Consider the following 18,290-nt stretch of genomic DNA (forward strand, 5'->3'; position numbering starts at 1 on the left):
AACTCACCACGCTTGCCGCAGGATATTGACATAGAACATAAAATTCCAATCAAAATCAACTTTATTATATGCTGCATGATCTAGCCTATCCTTTCCCGTGCAAGTTTGACCTGACGCCTCACTTCAGACGGTGCTGTCCCACCGAAGCTGACCCTGCTCGCAACGGAGTTTTCAACACTTAAAACACTGAAGACATCTTTTGTGATTTTAGGCTCCACTGTTTGCATTTCCTCAAGTGTCAGGCCGTCAAGATCACAGCCTTTCTTTTCTGCCATGGCAACAAGGCTACCGGTTATATGATGAGCATTTCTAAAGGGAAGCCCGAGCACGCGAACCACCCAATCCGCAAGGTCTGTGGCTGTAATAAACCCGACATCAGTCGATTTTTTCATTTTATCAGCATTGACTTTCATATCTTCAACCATGCCTGTCATTGCAGCAATAATAAGCTCATATGTCTCGGCAGCGTCAAAAGTGGCTTCTTTATCTTCCTGCATATCTTTTGAAAAGGTAAGAGCAAGACCTTTCATTGTCACCAGCAGGCTGTTCAGTGAGCCAATTATACGGCCTGACTTTCCGCGGCAAAGTTCCGCCGCATCAGGATTTCTTTTTTGCGGCATAATGGAAGATCCCGTTGTAAAACTGTCTGACATTTCAATGAATTTAAATTGCGCCGAAGACCATGTCACCATTTCTTCAGCAAGTCTTGAGACATGCACGGCACTGATCGCCGCCGCTGACATATATTCAAGGGCAAAATCCCGATCGGAAACAGAATCCATAGAATTTGCTGTTGGCCGGTCAAAGCCAAGCGCTTCTGCCGTCTGATGCCTGTTTATTGGAAAGGATGTCCCTGCCAAAGCTGCTGCCCCAAGAGGGCACTCATTTAGTCTCTTTCTCGCATCCTGAAATCTTAGACGGTCTCTAGTAAACATCTCAAAATATGCCAGCAGATGATGACCGAATGTCACTGGCTGGGCACTTTGAAGATGGGTAAAACCGGGCAGAATTACATCAGCATTTTCTTCCGCTCTCTCTACAAGTGCCAGCTGCAGAGCTTTTAAAGCATCGTCTGCATGATCACAGGCTTCCCGAACCCAGATTTTAAAATCGGTGGCAACCTGATCATTTCTTGAGCGTGCCGTATGTAACCGACCGGCAGCAGGTCCGATAATTTCCGTCAGACGCGCCTCAACATTCATATGAATATCTTCGAGGGTGGCAGAAAATGTAAATGACCCGGATTCAATTTCTTTTTCAATCTGCTTAAGTCCAGACTGAATAGCGTCACCATCCGCGTTCGAGATGATGTTACAGGACACCAGCATTTTACAATGTTCAATAGATCCTCGGATATCCTGACGGTATAAGATTTTATCAAAATCTATAGAGGCGTTGATCTTTTCCATAATTTCAGATACACCTCCCTCGAACCGACCGCCCCAGAGAGTGTTTGCTTTTGGTTTTTGTGTTTTATCGTTCATCCGTCTGTTCTTTATATTTTTGCACGAGGTAAATATGAAAAATAAATCTGCTTATATCCTATCCTTCATTGCCCTGTGCATTGCTGCTATTTCTTTTTACAAGATAGGGAATACGCCAAATAACGGCATACCGCAAGGTCTTACCGCAGGGGCAATGAAAAGATTTGAATTTCATAATAAACCGGTTCTGGTTACCAAAGCTGTCTTTAAGGACGAGAACGGTAATGATGTGACTTTTTCTGACTTTAAAGGAAAAGTTATTCTGGTCAATATATGGGCAACCTGGTGTGCACCATGTGTAAAGGAAATGCCTGACTTAAATGAACTTCAGAAATCTTTGGGTGGCGAAAAATTCCAGATTGTACTGGTTTCAGAGAATCAGGACGGAATGGACAGCTCAATAGAGTTTCTAAAAACAAACAAAATAGATAATCTAAACACATATTTTGACAGCAATCGAGGGGTAGCCCGCGGATTAAAGACCAATGCCCTTCCGACCAGCATTCTGATCAATGCAGAAGGTGAAGAGGTTGGCCGCCTGATTGGTCCAGCCGATTGGAATTCAGGCGATGCCAAGGCTTTGATTAATTATTTTATTTTAAAACAAAATCCTGACACGTATAATTAAGTCTGTCCTGAATATTTCTTTGAACAACCATCACAAGATACCATAAGCTCCAAATGATACTTGCTTACCTGAAAACCACTTTTTCTGATATTTTCATCAAACACTTCTGCAAGCTTTTTGTCGTTTATTGATGATACCTCACCGCAATGCTGACAAATCAGTAAAATTGATTCTTCACGTTTTTCTTTTGGACTTTTTAAAGCGACAAAGGTTCTCGTGCTTAAAATGCGGCGCACTAGCCCCTTATTTTGTAATTCATTTAAAGCTCTATAGACAGTTGCCGCTGCGTTTACCCCTTTTTTTCTCAGCAAATCAAGTATTTCGTACGCTCCTGCAGAACGGTCCAACTGACATAAGATGTCATACACCATTTTCTGATTGGCTGTCAGTCGTTGATTTATAGCCTTTGATATCGGAGGACTACATATTGCCTCAGCCATTTCACATTTCATTAAAGTAGATCTATTTATCATTTTGTTCCCTCATAATATGCCCATTAACTGTTGCTACACGGCAATCGATTTATGGGTTATACATACAAATTATCTGCGAAACATCCGCATTGGATGACCGCAAAATAATGCTGGTAAAAATTATGATTTTGAAACAGGAGGGGCCCGGGATAACGGCTTGTCCCAAAGGATGAAATATACTTTTGGAAACAAGACAAGTTGAACAAAACTTTTATTAATATTGAAATCAGCTTTTGGCGCATTTGCTATATTAATAGTATAAGTGCAATTTTTGGTAATTTTGCAGATAACACAATCATCTGACAGCGAGTGATTAATTCCTTCGTGCTCTGCCATTAAATAATGCATCCAGACAAAAGAGACTGAAATCAGCACTAAAAGAATTTTCAAATGTTGTCTCAAATACGTCATTAACGCTCCAAAGTTTATTAAACTATAGATTTAAATAAATCACAGTTCAATTGGACTATAGTTTAGTTTCAAACCGGAGGTTGTCAATATATCCCCATAACAAACTATAAAATATTATCCTAAAAATCAAAAAGACCTTGAATGATATATTATAACATTTTACGTTAAGTCCAAATTACCAATAATTAGAGTATATTAAAAAGGACAGAAAATGAACAATCTACTTTCGGCTTCAAGTATGAGCATTATTGCGACAATGTTACTAGGGCTGACAACGGCGCATAGCCAGGAAACAATCGCGGCACTGAGCGATCCGGAACAACCCGTTCATGTTCATCCGGATGATCATGGACATGAAATGGATCTTATTTTTGTGACAGCTTCCCCGCACCAAAAAAGCCGTTTTGATGTTTTGCAGGGCAGCAACATCTTAAGTGATGACGAATTAAATAAACAGATGGAAGCAACAATTGGTGAAACACTGTCGGGAATCCCCGGCATATCATCAACTTTTTTCGGCTCAGGTGCAAGCCGTCCTATTATTCGTGGTCTTGGCGGGGATCGGATCCGTGTTCTGATCAATGGAATCGGTAGCATTGATGCCTCCAGTACCAGCCCTGACCATGCCGTTGCTGGCGACCCTCTAACGGCTGAAAGAGTTGAAATTTTGCGCGGCGCAAGCACCCTTCTATACGGTAACAATGCCGTGGGTGGCGTTGTAAACATTATTGATAACCGGATTCCTGCTTCTATACCTGAGAACGGTGTTTCGGGAAAAGCACGGCTTTCTGTTGATAGCGTATCTAACGATCGCTCGGCTGGCGGGACATTCAACGCTGAAGTAGTAAACAACCTTGTTCTTAATGTAAATGGCTATTACCGCAAGACTGGCGATTACAGCATTCCCGGTTACGCAGAAAGTGAAATTTTTCACGCTTTGGAAGAAGCAGAACATGAAGGTGATGCTGAAGAGGAAGAAGAAGAAGAGCAATTTGGTGTCGTGGAAAATTCAGATCTTGAAAATAAAGGTGGCTCTTTGGGTCTAGCTGTTTTTGGTGAAGGGTTCACGTTCGGAGCATCCTTTAATATTAATGATGGTGATTATGGTGTTCCAGGGCACTCTCATCACCATGAAGAAGAGGAAGAAGATCACGAAGAACATGAAGAGGAAGTTGTGCGTATTAACCTGGATCAGAAACGTTTCGATTTAAAAGGTGATATAGAAAATGATTTCCTGATTTTTGAAGAAGCCCGCATGCGCTTTGGATATGCCGACTATAAACATGTTGAATTGGAAAATGGCACTCCGGGAACAACCTTTAATAATAAAGGTTGGGAAGGCCGGATGGAATTTTTACAACAAACTATTGGAAATGTACGCGGTTCAATGGGTGTTCAATTAAGAAAAAGAGACTTTTCAGCAATCGGCGAAGAAGCCTTTGTCCCGCCGACAGATACGTTTCAGTGGGGTGCTTTTGTTGTAGAGGAAATTGAAGTTGAGCCCGTTACATTTGAACTGGGTGGCCGTTTTGATCATCAATCGGCTAAAAACAAAACAATTAATTTCAATAAATCCTTTAATAATTTCAGTTTCTCAGCCGGTGCTGCCGTTCATCCGACTGAAAATGATCTGATCGGTATCAGCCTAAGCCGGTCAGAACGCAGTCCAACCTCCGAAGAACTGTTTTCAAATGGACCTCACCTGGCAACCTCCGCCTATGAACTTGGCAATGTAAATCTTAAAAATGAGCAGGCGATCAGCGGCGAAATCACATTTAAAAGAGATGTTGGACTGTTCAGTGGAAGTCTTAATATCTATCACACCTGGTATAAAAACTTCATATATGAACATGAAACCGGGCAACTAATGGATGACCTGAACCTAATCGAGTTCAGAGCCAGGGATGCCAAATTTTATGGCGCCGAACTTGAAGCCAATTATACTGTGATTGATGAGAGCGATTACCAGGTAGTTCTGAATGCGTCAGGTGACTTTGTTCATGCGACCTTTAATGATGGAAGTGTTGTTCCCCGTATCCCAGCGGCCAGTGCCAATATAGGTATTGAATATCAGGCAGATATGTTTGATGTAGGGGGTGAAGCACGCTTTGTCGGCAAGAAAACCAAAACAGCGGCGAACGTTCTGCCGACTAACGGGTATGTTTCACTTGATTTCTCAGTCACATGGCGCCCATTTGGGGATGAGAAGAATCTTGATGTCCGTTTTCAGGCACAGAATATAACAAACTCCGAGCAAAGAGAGCACACATCATTCCTTAAGGATTTACTGCCGATGCCGGGAAGAAATTTCAGGCTTTCTTTAAATTATGATTTCTAACTAAATATAAATTCAAAATATATCGAACTTAAACCTTAATTCAGGCTAACAATTCAGTTTGAATTAAGGTTTTTTCTATACAATAGCTTCATATTAGTTGCATTGAATATTTTATAAATTTAAAATATTCATTAAAATATTTAATAACTTAAAAAAACGGGGCTCCGGGTAGCGTATGGATTTAACAAAGGAAAGTCATCTATCATATGATGAAGCGGACGGTAACTCCGTGGTCAGATGCAATATGACATTCTGCGAAAAATGCATCGGGCGTACTGTTTCCATGTGCAGTGCATTAAATGGCAATGAGATCAAACTCCTGTCTGATGCATCAATTAAAATTTCCAAAAGGTCTAAACAGGTTATTTGTGCAGAAGGCGAACTGGCAGAATATCTTTATAACGTCCAGAGCGGTTGCGTGCGAATATCAAAAATGCTTAGTGACGGACGCCGGCAGGTAATAGATTTCCTATTTCCTGGTGATTATTTCGGGTTAGCCTGTAATAGCGGATATAATTATTCTGCAGAAACCATTACGGACGTTAATCTGTGTCGCATGCCGAGAAATGTAATTTTAGAGAAAATCAAGGAAATTCCAGCTTTCGGCAAGAAAATACTCGACATAACAATTCATGAACTTCTGGAAACGCAGGAACAAAGGCTGCTTCTTGGTCGGAAAAGTGCGAAGGAAAGATTATGTTCCTTTCTACTGACGATCAATGCCCGGACTTCGAAAGTGGATTTTATAAAAAAAAATCACATTTTGCTGCCAATGAGCCGGGCTGATATTGCAGATTATCTTGGTCTGACCATTGAAACAGTCAGTCGTCAGTTTACTATTCTTGCTAAAGACAATATAATTTCTCTGGAAAACAGCCCTTTGGTTAGAATTATTGATATAGAAGAGCTGAAATTAATCGCCTCTGGCGGATGAAATAATAACAAAAACCCTTGACACTCGCGCTTTGCACGCTATATTTCGCCCACTTTTAGTGTGGGATTCAGAGTCCCACCATATAAAAGATGACATTCGTCATAAACCGGTCAGAAAATATGGACGAGGTCCGTTACCGGCTATGACCAGAAGATAAAATAGGAACAGATTATGTTTGCAGTCATCAAAACCGGCGCTAAACAATATAAAGTTGCAGTCGGCGATGTAATTAAAGTTGAGAAACTTGAAGGTGAAGCAGGTTCAACAGTATCACTTGATAATGTGCTGATGGTCGGTGACGACAAAGGCGTAAAAGTTGGTACCCCAGCAATAGCTGGCACAGTTGTTACAGCAGAAATTCTTGAGCAGGCCCGCGCTGGAAAAATTATTGTATTTAAGAAAAAGCGACGCCAAAATTACCGCCGCAAAGCAGGACACAGACAAGAACAAACTGTGTTAAGAATTACAGATATTGGTAGTGGCGCAACAAAAAAGGCAGCGCCTAAAGCCGCCGCCCAAAAAGAAGAGCCAAAAGCTGAAGTGAAAAAGGCAGCAGAGAAAAAAGAAGCCCCTAAAAAAGCCGCTGAGAAAAAAGAGGCTCCTAAAAAAGCAGCTGCAAAGAAACCGGCAACTAAAAAAACCGCAACGAAAACTAAGGAGAAATAACAATGGCACATAAGAAAGCTGGAGGTAGTTCCCGCAACGGTCGCGATTCAGCAGGTCGCCGCCTTGGTGTTAAAAAATTCGGCGGTGAGGCTGTTATCCCGGGAAATATCATTGTTCGTCAACGGGGTACTAAAGTTTACCCGGGAGACAATGTAGGTATGGGTAAAGATCATACCCTTTTCGCTCTGACAGAAGGCAAAATAAGATTTTACAAAGGCCGACTAAAACGCAACTTCGTTACTGTCGATACAGACGCCTAAAATTTAATTTTAAAGCCATATGAGAATTGGAAAAGGAGATTGATCTATCACTCTCCTTTTTTTACGCTTATACTTTAATTTTTGGCTATAGTCTTATAAATATTGGATTAATTATGAAGTTCCTCGATCAATGTAAAATATATATCAAATCCGGTGCAGGTGGCGTGGGCTGCCTGAGTTTTCGCCATGAAAAAAGCATTGAATTTGGCGGACCTGATGGTGGAAATGGTGGCAGAGGTGGCCATATTATCATTGAAGCGGTCGAGGGACTTAATACTCTTATTGATTACAGGTACCAGCAGCATTTCAAAGCCGGTCGGGGAATGCATGGAATGGGACAAAACAGAACTGGTGCCAAAGGCAAAGATATTATTCTGAAAATACCCGTTGGAACGCAGATTTTTGATGAAAATAATGATGTCATGCTCGCGGACCTTACCGAAGCCGGTCAATCCGTTCTCATGCTGGAAGGCGGTAGAGGCGGTCGTGGCAATGCCAGCTTTAAAACATCCGTAAATCAGGCCCCCCGCCAGACCACTGACGGCGGCCCCGCAGAAGAAATGTGGATCTGGATGCAACTCAAACTGATGGCGGATACCGGACTTGTCGGACTGCCTAACGCAGGGAAATCAACTTTCCTTTCTGCCGTAAGCCGGGCAAAACCAAAGATCGCCAATTATCCCTTTACCACATTAAAACCACAGCTCGGTGTCGCCTATGTGGATAATAAAGAATTTGTAATCGCCGACATTCCGGGTCTCATTGAAGGCGCACACGGAGGACAGGGTCTGGGTGACCGTTTTCTTGGTCATATTGAACGCTGTGCGACAATTTTACATGTCATTGACGCAACCGGAGAGGATATTGTCACTGCCTATAAGACCATTCGGCATGAGCTTGAACAATATGGGCAGGATTTAAGCAGCAAAAAAGAAATCATCGCCCTTAACAAGGTAGACGCCCTGGACGAAGAGCTTACCGCCATGCTGACTGAAGAGCTTTCAAAGGTCACGAAGTCGCCTATAATGCCACTTTCCGCAGCAACCGGATTTGGTGTAAAAGAAATATTGAGGGCACTTCTGAAAAATGTTGAAGAAGTCCGCAATGCCGAGCAAGATGCAGAAAACGAAAAACTGGAAGAAAGTGATGTTAACACATCTTCCGAACCATGGTCGCCAATTTAAAATGCAAAACAGAATCAATATATTAGAAAAAATGCATTTGGTTGTTATTAAAATCGGGTCTGCTTTGCTGGTTGATCAGAAAAGCGGCAAAATCCGCTCTGAATGGCTGACCAGTATTGCCGAGGATATTGCCGAACTAAAGGGCATGGGAAAAGATGTTATTATTGTCTCATCAGGCTCAATTGCTTTGGGGCGAAAAATTCTTGGCCTAAAAATGAGCAAGAAACTGGTGGAAAATCAGGCCGCCGCCGCTATAGGCCAGATCGAACTTGCGGCAACGTTCAGGGAAAAACTGCGACACCACGATATCCAGGTGGCACAGGTGCTGCTCACCTATAGCAATACAGAGGACCGGGGACAGTATCTGAATGCCCGAGGGACCATTAAAAGGCTATTAAAGCTCGGCGCCATACCCGTCATCAATGAAAATGATACTGTTGCTACGGATGAAGTGCGCTTTGGCGATAATGATCGCCTTGCAGCGCGTGTTGCAACAATGTGTGAAGCAGACCTTTTATATCTTCTTTCAGATATTGATGGTCTTTATACGGCAGATCCAAATTCAAATGCTGACGCAAAATATATAGAACAGGTCAATGAGATTACCCCTGAAATTGAGCAAATGGCAGGGGCACCGGTTTCTACCGGATTTGGCAGCGGTGGTATGATTACAAAAATAGCCGCCGCCAATATTGCAACAACGGGTGGCTGCAATATGGTGATTATTAATGGTAAACTTAATAATCCGATTAAAAACTATAATCTTAATGGACGCGGAACCTGGTTTAAGGCATCAACCACTTCACTAGCATCTAAGAAAAAATGGATCGCTGGGGCCTTATCACCCGTCGGCACACTGGTTATTGATGAAGGCGCTGAAAGAGCCCTTAAGAATGGCAAAAGCCTTCTTCCGGCCGGTGTAATCAAAGTCGTTGGCAAATTTGTTCGCGGCGATACAGTCAAAATCACCTGTGCCAATAATGTTGAAATTGCCCGTGGGCTTGTTGCATATTCATCTGAAGATGCAAAAAAAATAATTGGCGCAAAAAGTAATGAAATTGAGAAAATACTTGGTTATGGCGGACGGGAAGAACTGATCCACCGAAGCGATATGGTTATGAGTTAAAGGGTATGTGTAATGACAAATGAAAATGATATTAAAATCTTAATGCAGTCAATTGGCAAGAAAGCAAAGCGTGCTTCAGAAATATTGGCCCTGGCAACCACCAAACAAAAAAATGACGCTCTTAAAGCGGCGGCGGCTGAAATCCGTAAAGCAAAGAACGAAATTATTGCCGCAAATAAAAAGGATATGGATATAGCCGTTGGTCGCGGGCTGGCCGGGGCAATGCTGGATCGTCTTATGCTTGATGAAGCGCGGATCGAAGCTGTTGCCAAAAGTATTGAAGATATCATAGATTTAAAAGACCCTATCGGAGACATTTTAAGCGAAAAAGTGCGTCCAAACGGACTTAAAATATCGCAGGTTCGGGTTCCCCTTGGTGTGATCGGTATTATTTTTGAGTCCCGGCCCAATGTAACAGCAGATGCCGGTACTCTTTGCCTGAAATCCGGCAATGCATCCATTTTACGATGTGGAAGTGAAAGCGCCCATTCAAGCCGGATGATCCATTCCTGTCTGGTTAAAGGTCTTAAAAAAGCAGGCTTGCCTGAAGAAGCAATCCAGCTGATCCCGACCCAGGACCGCGCTGCCGTCGGTGAGCTGCTTAAATTATCTGAATATGTCGATATTATCGTCCCACGTGGCGGCAAATCGCTTATTGAAAGAGTGCAGAATGAAAGCAGGGTTCCCGTCATGGCTCACCTAGACGGTATCTGCCATGTCTATATTGACGGGGATGCTGATCTGGAAAAGGCAGTATCCATCAGTGTGAATGCCAAAATGCGCAGAACCGGCATATGCGGCTCGGCAGAAACTCTTCTTATCGACAAAAAAGTTGTAGGAAGTCACCTGTTGCCAATTTTAACAGCCCTTCATGAGAAAGGTTGCGAAATCCGTGGTGATAAAGATGTCGTCGCTGCCTTTAAGGACTCCAGGGAAGCTACTGAGGAAGACTGGGGCACAGAATATCTGGATGCGATCATCTCGGTACGTATCGTCGATGGCGTACAGGGAGCTATTGATCATATTGCAAAATATGGCTCAAACCATACTGACAGCATCATTACGGAAAATATCAAAACCGCAGAAAAATTCCTAAACGAAGTCGACAGCGCCATCGTCATGCATAATGCTTCAACACAATATGCCGATGGTGGCGAGTTTGGAATGGGTGCGGAAATCGGCATATCAACCGGAAAAATGCACGCAAGAGGCCCCGTCGGACTTGAACAGCTTACAAGTTATAAATATCAGGTGAGGGGCAATGGTCAGATCCGGCCATAACCCGAAAATTGGCCTGCTCGGCGGTTCCTTTAATCCCGCTCATGAAGGGCATCTGGAAATCAGTCTGGCAGCGCTTGAGTTTCTGAAACTCGATTTCGTGTGGTGGCTGGTTTCCCCCGGAAATCCGCTAAAAGCGGAAAGTGAAATGGCCCCATTTGAAGTACGGTTTGCTTCTGCCCGGGATATTGTTACTGATGAAAGGATTATCGTCAGTGACATGGAAAAGAATTTCAATACCCGATATACTATTGATACTTTGGAAAAGATGAAAAAAATGTGGCCCGACCATCATTTTGTCTGGCTGATGGGAGCAGATAACCTTATACAATTTGATAAATGGAAAGATTGGCGGAAGATTGCCGATACAGTTCCATTTGCGATTTTTAATCGTCCAAGTTATTCTAAAGAGAGTTTGATGAGTATTGCGGCAAAGGAACTGGCTAAGTTCCGCATCGAAAAAGATGAGGCGCACATATTACATAGATTAAAGCCACCGGCATGGATTTATTATGAATTAAGTGATAATCCCATGTCATCAACAGAAATAAGACGTAATATTAAGTAATAACAAGAGGTTACATACTTTAAAGTGCAAGACACATCCGAGTTAGAGGACTCTTCTGGTCCGACGGCGCCGCTCAACGCGGCAGAGCTTCAGCAATTGGTTATCAATTCACTGGAAGACGATAAAGCAGAAGATATCATCAATATTGATCTTACCGGAAAAACAAGCATCGCCGATTCGATGATAATTGCATCAGGCCGTTCCACACGTCAGGTGGCCGCGATTGCCGATCATTTATACCGAAAGCTCAAGCATGCTACTGCTGATGGCTGTAAACTGGAAGGCATGGAAAAGGCCGACTGGGTGCTGCTTGATGCTGGCAATGTTATTGTCCATATATTCCGACCGGAAGTCAGAAGCTTCTATAATCTGGAAAAAATGTGGGCAGCAGATTTTACACCTGAAAAAATGTTGTCTGCTTCGACCGGTACAGATACAGAATGAATATTGGCATAATTGCTGTAGGGCGACTTAAAAAAAGCCCTGAAAGTGATTTGGTCAACACCTATCTGAAACGCTGCCCCTGGAAAGTGGATATCACCGAAGTTGAAGAAAGACGACCAATTACAGGGACGGAGCGGATGGTCAGGGAAGGCGATTTAATTCTAAAAGCTATCCCGGATAATGCCATGGTTATTGCTCTTGATGAACGTGGCAGGGAGATGCGCAGCACGGATTTTGCATTTAAAATCCGTGACTGGCAGGATCAGGGCATTTCAAACCTTGTTTTTTTAATCGGTGGCGCTGAGGGCTATGATGACCGCGTTAAAAATCGCGCCGACATGTTGATATCATTTGGGATAATGACCTGGCCCCATCTGATGGTCAGGGCAATGCTTTGTGAACAGCTTTATCGAGCCTCAACCATACTTGCCGGACATCCCTATCATAAAGACTAGAAATATTCATACTGCATTAACAAAACATCTTTATATTTTTCTTTAAAATTAATTAGTTGTATAATGGAAATCATGACAAAAACAGACATAAATCCGACCAAACCTGTAATGCTCTGTATCCTCGATGGATGGGGATCGCGGGATCAAACAGAAAATAATGCGATTAAATTGGCAAATACCCCTAATTATGACGCCATGATTAGGGAGTGCCCTGTCTCGCATCTCCAAACATCCGGTCTTTCTGTCGGGCTACCTGACGGACAAATGGGAAATTCCGAAGTTGGTCACATGAATATCGGCGGCGGACGTGTTGTCATGCAGGATCTTCCAAAAATTGATGAAACAATTGCAAAGGATGAATTAAAAAATATCCCCTGTCTGCAGAAGTCGATTGAAATATTAAAGAAAAATGGAGGAACATGCCATCTGCTAGGGCTGCTTTCGCCCGGCGGAGTCCACAGTCATCAGGATCATATGGTCGCTCTTGCCCGGGAATATAACCGTGGAGGCATTCCCGTCGCCATACACGCTTTTACCGATGGTCGTGACGTCCCGCCAAAAAGTGCGCTCGAATTTATTAAAAAATTTGAAAACGATATTGCAGACTTAAAAAATGTTAGAATCGCGACCGTCAGCGGCAGATATTATGCCATGGACCGTGACAACCGATGGGACCGAGTGGTTAAAGCATATAATGCGATCAGTTCAGCCCAAGGTCAAAAGGCAATAAGCGCAGAAGATGCTGTTAATAAAGCCTATGAAGCAAACCTGACCGATGAATTTATCGAACCGACGATAATTGGCAATTACTCAGAGATGCGTGATGATGATGCCATACTGATGGCCAACTTCCGTGCTGACCGCGCCAGAGAAATAATGGCTACATTTATTGATCCCACCTTCAGTGGCTTTGAAAAGTCATCAAAAATCAAATTAAGTGCAGCACTCGGTATGACAAAATATTCAGATGCACTAAGCCCTTATATGGAATGCCTGTTTCCATCAGAACCCTTAAAAGAAACATTGGGTGAAATCGTTTCGGACCATCATCTGAAGCAGCTTCGCATTGCTGAAACCGAGAAATTTGCCCATGTGACCTTCTTCTTTAATGGTGGCAATGAAGACCTTTATGACGGGGAAGACAGAATTTTGGTCCCTTCTCCTGATGTTGCCACATATGATCTTAAACCTGAGATGTCCGCCCCTGAGGTCACTGATAAGCTGGTTGAAGCCATCCGATCAAAAAAATATGACCTGATAGTCGTGAATTATGCCAATCCCGATATGGTCGGCCACACTGGCGTGCTGAACGCCGCCATTAAAGCCGTTGAGACAATTGATAACAGCTTGGGACGGCTAAGGGACGCGCTTGCCGAAGTCGGCGGTTCAATGCTTGTTACCGCAGACCACGGTAATATTGAACTGATGAAAGACCCGGATACCGGTGCACCGCATACTGCGCATACAACAAATCTGGTGCCCTTTATTCTGGTTGGTGCAAACCGTGTCTCCGGACATAAAGTTACATTGGAAAATGGCGCTTTGTGTGACGTTGCCCCAACCATATTAACCCTGATGCATCTTGATCAGCCCAAATCCATGAGCGGGCGTAGTCTGATCAAGATTTAAATGTGAGCAAAATATTATTCAAAACAAACGTTATAAAATAAATAGTCGTCAACAGGATAAAGCGCTAGTGCTTTTGCTCTGCGTTATGGTGACTTTTGTTACGTTTGCCCAACCAGCCTTTTCACAAATTCGCAGCGACAAAGAAGAAAATAGCGAACGTCTTGATCAGTTGCGAAAGCAGATTGAAGAAAGCTCAGAAAAAGCAAAAACTTATGAGGAAGAAGCGCTCGCTATTAGACGGGAAGTACAGAAAATACAAGAACAATTGATAAAATCCGCTGCTGAGATCCAGGCCACCGAGGATCAGATTTTTGCAAGAGAAGCTAACCTTAAAGAGCTTCGGATGAAAGAAATTGAACTGGAAAAAAACCTGCAACAGAAAAATTTTGAAATGGCTTCAACTTTAGGCGCCATGGAACGACTGAGCATACAGCGAACAAGTGTCGTGGCCTTTCGCCCTAACGAAGCCATCAATACTTTACGCACAACAGCTTTGCTGAAAGTGATATTGCCAGATCTCAAAAGCAGAGCAAGCATTATTGAAGATGATTTATCTGATCTCAACAAAGTCAGGGATGACATAACGCAGGAAAATATTGAACTTAAAAATGATCTTACAAAACTGGTGATTTCAAATAACGAAATTGATGTGCTGCTGAAAAAAAGAGTGGAACGGCAAAAAAATCTTGAACTTTCAACAAAGCAGGAACGTGACAAATTAAAAACCTTTGCTGAAAATGCAAAAGATCTTCAAGATCTATTGAGCAAAATTGAGCGGGAAATAGCCCTTCGCGAAGAAGCGGCAAAGCGCGCAGAAGAAGCACTGAGAGACAAACCGGCCACATCAAGTAATGAACCTTCATTTGCCAGTATCCCAATGCCTGACGGCTCGGATTTTGCCAGCGCAAAAGGAAGTCTCCCGCTTCCTGTTCGTGGGTCAATTGATCAGATTTATGATCAAATGCTTTCCACGGGGCAACGGTCAAAAGGAATTGTTGTTGATACATTGGCCGGCGCCACAGTCATTGCACCACATGAAGGGCGGATTGTTTATGCCGGAAAGTTCAGATCATACGGACAGCTCTTGATCATCTCCCATGGAGAAGGGTATCATACTTTGTTGGCCGGTATGGAAAATATTAATGGTATAGTAGGACAATGGGTATTAAAAGGGGAACCTATAGGTCAAATGTCCTCAGATACAGGTCAGTCAAATTCCCGGCAGAAACTTTATGTGGAATTAAGGCTGAAAGGAAAGCCAATTAACCCGTTACCATGGATCGTAGCCATGGACCGGGGTGGAAAGTGATAGAAAGGTATTTAGTGATGAAACAAATATTTAAAATGACTGCATTTGCATTTGGCTTGGTATGTGTGTCATTTATAGCCCCTTCAAATGCCGCCAAAACAGATACTTATAACCAGTTGAATCTATTTGCCACTGTGTTTGAAAATATCCGCCGTGACTATGTCAAAGATGTGGATGACGAAGAGCTTATTGAGGCAGCGATCAATGGTATGCTAACCTCATTGGATCCCCATTCAACATATTTAAATTCCAAACGTTTTGAGAATATGAATGTCCAGATGGATGGTGAATTTGGGGGATTGGGTATTGAAGTTACCATGGACAAAGGCGTTATCCTTGTGGTGTCACCTATGGATGATACACCTGCGTCTCGTGCTGGCATCAAGGCTGGTGACTATATTACCAAAATTAATGGTGAACAGATAAACGGTCTTACCTTAAATGAGGCTGTCGATAAAATGCGCGGCAAAGTCGGCACAGATATCGATGTTACTATTGTCAGAAAAGGTGAGAAGGATTTAATTGAGCTGACCCTCAAGCGGGCCATTATTGAGGTCCAGTCCGTTCGACACCATATTGAAGATGAAATCGGCTATATCAGAATTTCATCCTTCACAAAGAAAACAACCAGTGGTCTGCGTGACGCCATAAAAGAAATCAAAGACGAGCTTGGTGATAATCTGCAAGGAATCGTTCTTGATCTGAGAAACAATCCCGGTGGTATTCTGGATCAGGCTGTAGATGTATCTGACACATTTCTCGAGCGCGGTGAAATTGTCTCAACAAGAACAAGAAATGATGAAAAAATCATCCGCTATAATGCAAAATCCGGTGACAGCATTGATCATAAAGCTTTGGTAGTCCTGATCAATGGTGGCTCTGCATCCGCATCGGAAATTGTCGCAGGCGCCCTTCAGGATCATGAAAGAGCCGTTATTGTTGGAACGCAGTCTTTCGGTAAAGGATCGGTTCAAACTGTTATGCCACTCCCAACCAACGGTGCCATGAGCATGACGACCGCTTATTATTTTACACCTTCCGGAAACTCCATTCAGGGTGAGGGCATTACACCGGACGTTGTGGTTGAACAGCTTCGCCTCGATAAGCCGGATGAACTAGGTGATCAGCGGACAGAAGCCAGCCTTCGTGGAAGTCTGGCAAATCCCAATGCTGATAAAAATGACGATGCAGACGATGAACAGTCGGCAACGACTGAGAATGATGAAAATGCCGCAACTGACGAAGGATCAGGTGATGAAGCCAAGCAAGATAAGAAAGTGCCTCAGAAGCTGACCACCGCTCAGGATGATTATCAGCTTAATTTTGCCTTAAATCTAATTCGTGGCATGTCAATTGCCCGGAATAATTAAAGGTATTTTGCCGGTGAAATAAACTAAACAGCATTCGTTTAGAGAAAATAATATGGCCAGTGAACCAGAACTAAAAACAGCGACGAGACAGAAGGTCCTTAACCCGCTCTATCTTGCGTGGGGTCTGGTTTTGCTGGTTATGGCCCTTATTATTCTTTGGGTTTATTTTTCTGATGAGCCAGCGGCAGACATTAATGAAATGCCCGCGACGATATCTGAACATGCTGAAGAAGAAAATACACATATCGCCGTCGCAACCGAAATGCCGGAACAAACATCTGATGCTGCAGAAGCTGACACTTCGCCTGAGGAAACGGTAAATAGTCAGGAACCCGCAGAACCTGTCAGACAGGACTTAGTCAATAACACGCCACAAGCCTCCTCATTAAAAGTTCCTGAACAACAGATCAGCGTGCAGCATCAGACATTGATCGATACCCAGGAGCCGTTAAAAAAGGCGCCAAATGTAAATCTTCTTGTTAAAGGTGATAATGGGCTCCTGCCTGTCCTGGGACCGGACGGACTGGTTGCCTGGAAAGAATATGCCAGACCCTATACCGGCCCGGAAGATGCCCCTAGAATTGCCATTCTGATTACGGATATTGGCTTGAATTCAAAAAGCAGTAATGCCGCTATAGATGATTTACCCGGTCAGATTGATATGGCCTTTTCACCTTATGGTCGGAACCTGCAGGACTGGATGGATAAAGCGCGGGCCAAGGGTCATGAAGGCATTCTGATGCTGCCAACGGAGCCTCTCAATTATCCTGATAATGACCCCGGCCCGCACTCACTGTTAACAAATTTAAGCGAAACGGATAATCTGAAACGGCTGGACTGGCTTTTATCTCAGGTGGCTGGTTACGTAGGCGTTGTTAATCATATGGGATCCAAATTCACGGCGTCCGAAGAAGGGATGATGCCAATCCTGAATGACTTGAATAGCCGGGGCCTGATGTTTATTGACAGCCGTTCAACAAGGTTCAGTATGGCCGCACGGCTCGCTCGTCAAATCAATATGCCACGGGCTATGAATGACCGTTTTATTGATAATGTTATTTCACCGGATGAAATTAAACGTCAGTTGGCTGAGCTTGAAAAAACGGCCCGAACTTTTGGAACCGCATTGGGACTGGCCCGTGCAACCCCACTGACAATCAGAGAAATAGCCGCATGGGCAGAAACGCTGGATCAAAATGGCATCCAGCTGGTGCCAATTACGGCAATTGCAAACCGACAACCGATCAAATAAACTGGTGATTATGGACAAAAAGCTACCTTACCGTCGATGCGCAGGCATCATGCTTCTTAATAGTGAAGGAAAAGTGTTTGTTGCCAAACGCATAGACACAGATGTCGAAGCATGGCAGATGCCCCAGGGTGGAATTGATGATGGTGAAGACCCGTTGGAAGCAGCAATACGCGAACTGGAAGAAGAAACCGGCATTAAAAATGCGGAAATTATTGCTGAATATGGAAGCTGGCTAACCTATGATTTGCCGGATGAGCTTTACGGTAAAGTCTGGAAGGGACGTTATGGCGGACAAACCATGAAATGGTATGTAATGCGTTATCTTGGCAGTGATGATGATATTAATATTGAAACAGAAAAACCTGAATTTTCAACCTGGAAATGGGCAGAAATAAATAGTCTGGAAGATATGATCGTCCCTTTTAAAAAAGAAATATACAGAATACTTTCTGAAGAATTCTCTTATCTTACGGAATAAGTT

The 18,290-nt window shown here is 43.2% G+C and carries 18 protein-coding genes; 16 read left to right on the plus strand and 2 right to left on the minus strand.

All coding sequences use genetic code 11. From position 1 onward, the window contains the following. Nucleotides 1-80: 80 nt before the first annotated feature. Nucleotides 81-1,484, minus strand: a complete 1,404-nt coding sequence (gene argH / locus R3D86_04995) for an argininosuccinate lyase (protein MEZ5757559.1) — start codon at nt 1,482-1,484, stop codon at nt 81-83. A gap of 34 nt (nt 1,485-1,518) precedes the next feature. Between argH and R3D86_05000 the strand changes: the two genes are divergently transcribed. Then, the gene (locus R3D86_05000; GenBank protein ID MEZ5757560.1) at nt 1,519-2,112 is read left to right on the plus strand and encodes a TlpA disulfide reductase family protein; all 594 of its coding nucleotides are present in this window, start codon (nt 1,519-1,521) and stop codon (nt 2,110-2,112) included. Here R3D86_05000 and R3D86_05005 read toward each other — a convergent pair. Continuing rightward, the gene (locus R3D86_05005; GenBank protein ID MEZ5757561.1) at nt 2,109-2,585 is read right to left on the minus strand and encodes a transcriptional repressor; all 477 of its coding nucleotides are present in this window, start codon (nt 2,583-2,585) and stop codon (nt 2,109-2,111) included. The two genes, R3D86_05000 and R3D86_05005, sit on opposite strands and share 4 nt — an antisense overlap. Before the next feature lie 622 nt (nt 2,586-3,207). Here R3D86_05005 and R3D86_05010 point away from each other — a divergent pair. From R3D86_05010 to R3D86_05080, 15 genes are all read left to right on the plus strand, one after another. Further along, nucleotides 3,208-5,334, plus strand: a complete 2,127-nt coding sequence (locus R3D86_05010; protein ID MEZ5757562.1) for a TonB-dependent receptor — start codon at nt 3,208-3,210, stop codon at nt 5,332-5,334. 175 nt (nt 5,335-5,509) lie between these two features. After that, nucleotides 5,510-6,268, plus strand: coding sequence for a helix-turn-helix domain-containing protein (locus R3D86_05015; protein ID MEZ5757563.1), 759 nt, complete (start codon nt 5,510-5,512; stop codon nt 6,266-6,268). 171 nt (nt 6,269-6,439) lie between these two features. After that, nucleotides 6,440-6,934 carry a 50S ribosomal protein L21 gene (gene rplU, locus R3D86_05020; GenBank protein ID MEZ5757564.1) on the plus strand — a complete coding sequence of 165 codons (495 nt, stop codon included), beginning with the start codon at nt 6,440-6,442 and terminating at the stop codon, nt 6,932-6,934. A 2-nt stretch (nt 6,935-6,936) separates the two neighbouring features. Further along, nucleotides 6,937-7,194: a 50S ribosomal protein L27 gene (gene rpmA, locus R3D86_05025; protein MEZ5757565.1), complete on the plus strand. Its 258-nt coding sequence runs from the start codon at nt 6,937-6,939 to the stop codon at nt 7,192-7,194. A 113-nt stretch (nt 7,195-7,307) separates the two neighbouring features. Then, a complete protein-coding gene (gene obgE / locus R3D86_05030; protein ID MEZ5757566.1) occupies nt 7,308-8,378 on the plus strand; it encodes a GTPase ObgE in 1,071 nt (356 codons plus the stop codon). Next, nucleotides 8,341-9,504, plus strand: coding sequence for a glutamate 5-kinase (proB, locus tag R3D86_05035; GenBank protein MEZ5757567.1), 1,164 nt, complete (start codon nt 8,341-8,343; stop codon nt 9,502-9,504). The genes obgE and proB overlap by 38 nt, the downstream gene beginning before the upstream one ends. 12 nt (nt 9,505-9,516) lie before the next feature. Beyond that, on the plus strand, nt 9,517-10,785 hold the full coding sequence (locus tag R3D86_05040) for a glutamate-5-semialdehyde dehydrogenase (protein ID MEZ5757568.1): 1,269 nt from the start codon (nt 9,517-9,519) through the stop codon (nt 10,783-10,785). After that, entirely contained in the window at nt 10,766-11,350 is a 585-nt protein-coding gene (locus R3D86_05045; protein MEZ5757569.1) for a nicotinate-nucleotide adenylyltransferase, read from the plus strand. Before R3D86_05040 ends, R3D86_05045 begins: the two co-directional genes overlap by 20 nt. 24 nt (nt 11,351-11,374) lie before the next feature. Continuing rightward, on the plus strand, nt 11,375-11,794 hold the full coding sequence (gene rsfS, locus R3D86_05050; protein ID MEZ5757570.1) for a ribosome silencing factor: 420 nt from the start codon (nt 11,375-11,377) through the stop codon (nt 11,792-11,794). Then, nucleotides 11,791-12,249, plus strand: coding sequence for a 23S rRNA (pseudouridine(1915)-N(3))-methyltransferase RlmH (gene rlmH, locus R3D86_05055; protein ID MEZ5757571.1), 459 nt, complete (start codon nt 11,791-11,793; stop codon nt 12,247-12,249). The genes rsfS and rlmH overlap by 4 nt, the downstream gene beginning before the upstream one ends. A gap of 72 nt (nt 12,250-12,321) precedes the next feature. Next, nucleotides 12,322-13,878 carry a 2,3-bisphosphoglycerate-independent phosphoglycerate mutase gene (gpmI, locus tag R3D86_05060; protein MEZ5757572.1) on the plus strand — a complete coding sequence of 519 codons (1,557 nt, stop codon included), beginning with the start codon at nt 12,322-12,324 and terminating at the stop codon, nt 13,876-13,878. A gap of 67 nt (nt 13,879-13,945) precedes the next feature. Then, on the plus strand, nt 13,946-15,187 hold the full coding sequence (locus tag R3D86_05065; GenBank protein ID MEZ5757573.1) for a peptidoglycan DD-metalloendopeptidase family protein: 1,242 nt from the start codon (nt 13,946-13,948) through the stop codon (nt 15,185-15,187). 17 nt (nt 15,188-15,204) lie between these two features. Then, nucleotides 15,205-16,557, plus strand: a complete 1,353-nt coding sequence (locus tag R3D86_05070) for a S41 family peptidase (protein ID MEZ5757574.1) — start codon at nt 15,205-15,207, stop codon at nt 16,555-16,557. Between the two features lie 52 nt (nt 16,558-16,609). Further along, a complete protein-coding gene (locus tag R3D86_05075; protein MEZ5757575.1) occupies nt 16,610-17,809 on the plus strand; it encodes a divergent polysaccharide deacetylase family protein in 1,200 nt (399 codons plus the stop codon). A 10-nt stretch (nt 17,810-17,819) separates the two neighbouring features. Continuing rightward, nucleotides 17,820-18,287 carry an RNA pyrophosphohydrolase gene (locus tag R3D86_05080; GenBank protein MEZ5757576.1) on the plus strand — a complete coding sequence of 156 codons (468 nt, stop codon included), beginning with the start codon at nt 17,820-17,822 and terminating at the stop codon, nt 18,285-18,287. The last annotated feature ends 3 nt before the right edge of the window (nt 18,288-18,290 follow it).

This window comes from Emcibacteraceae bacterium (assembly GCA_041396985.1).
Classification (GTDB): Bacteria; Pseudomonadota; Alphaproteobacteria; order Sphingomonadales; family Emcibacteraceae; genus Pseudemcibacter.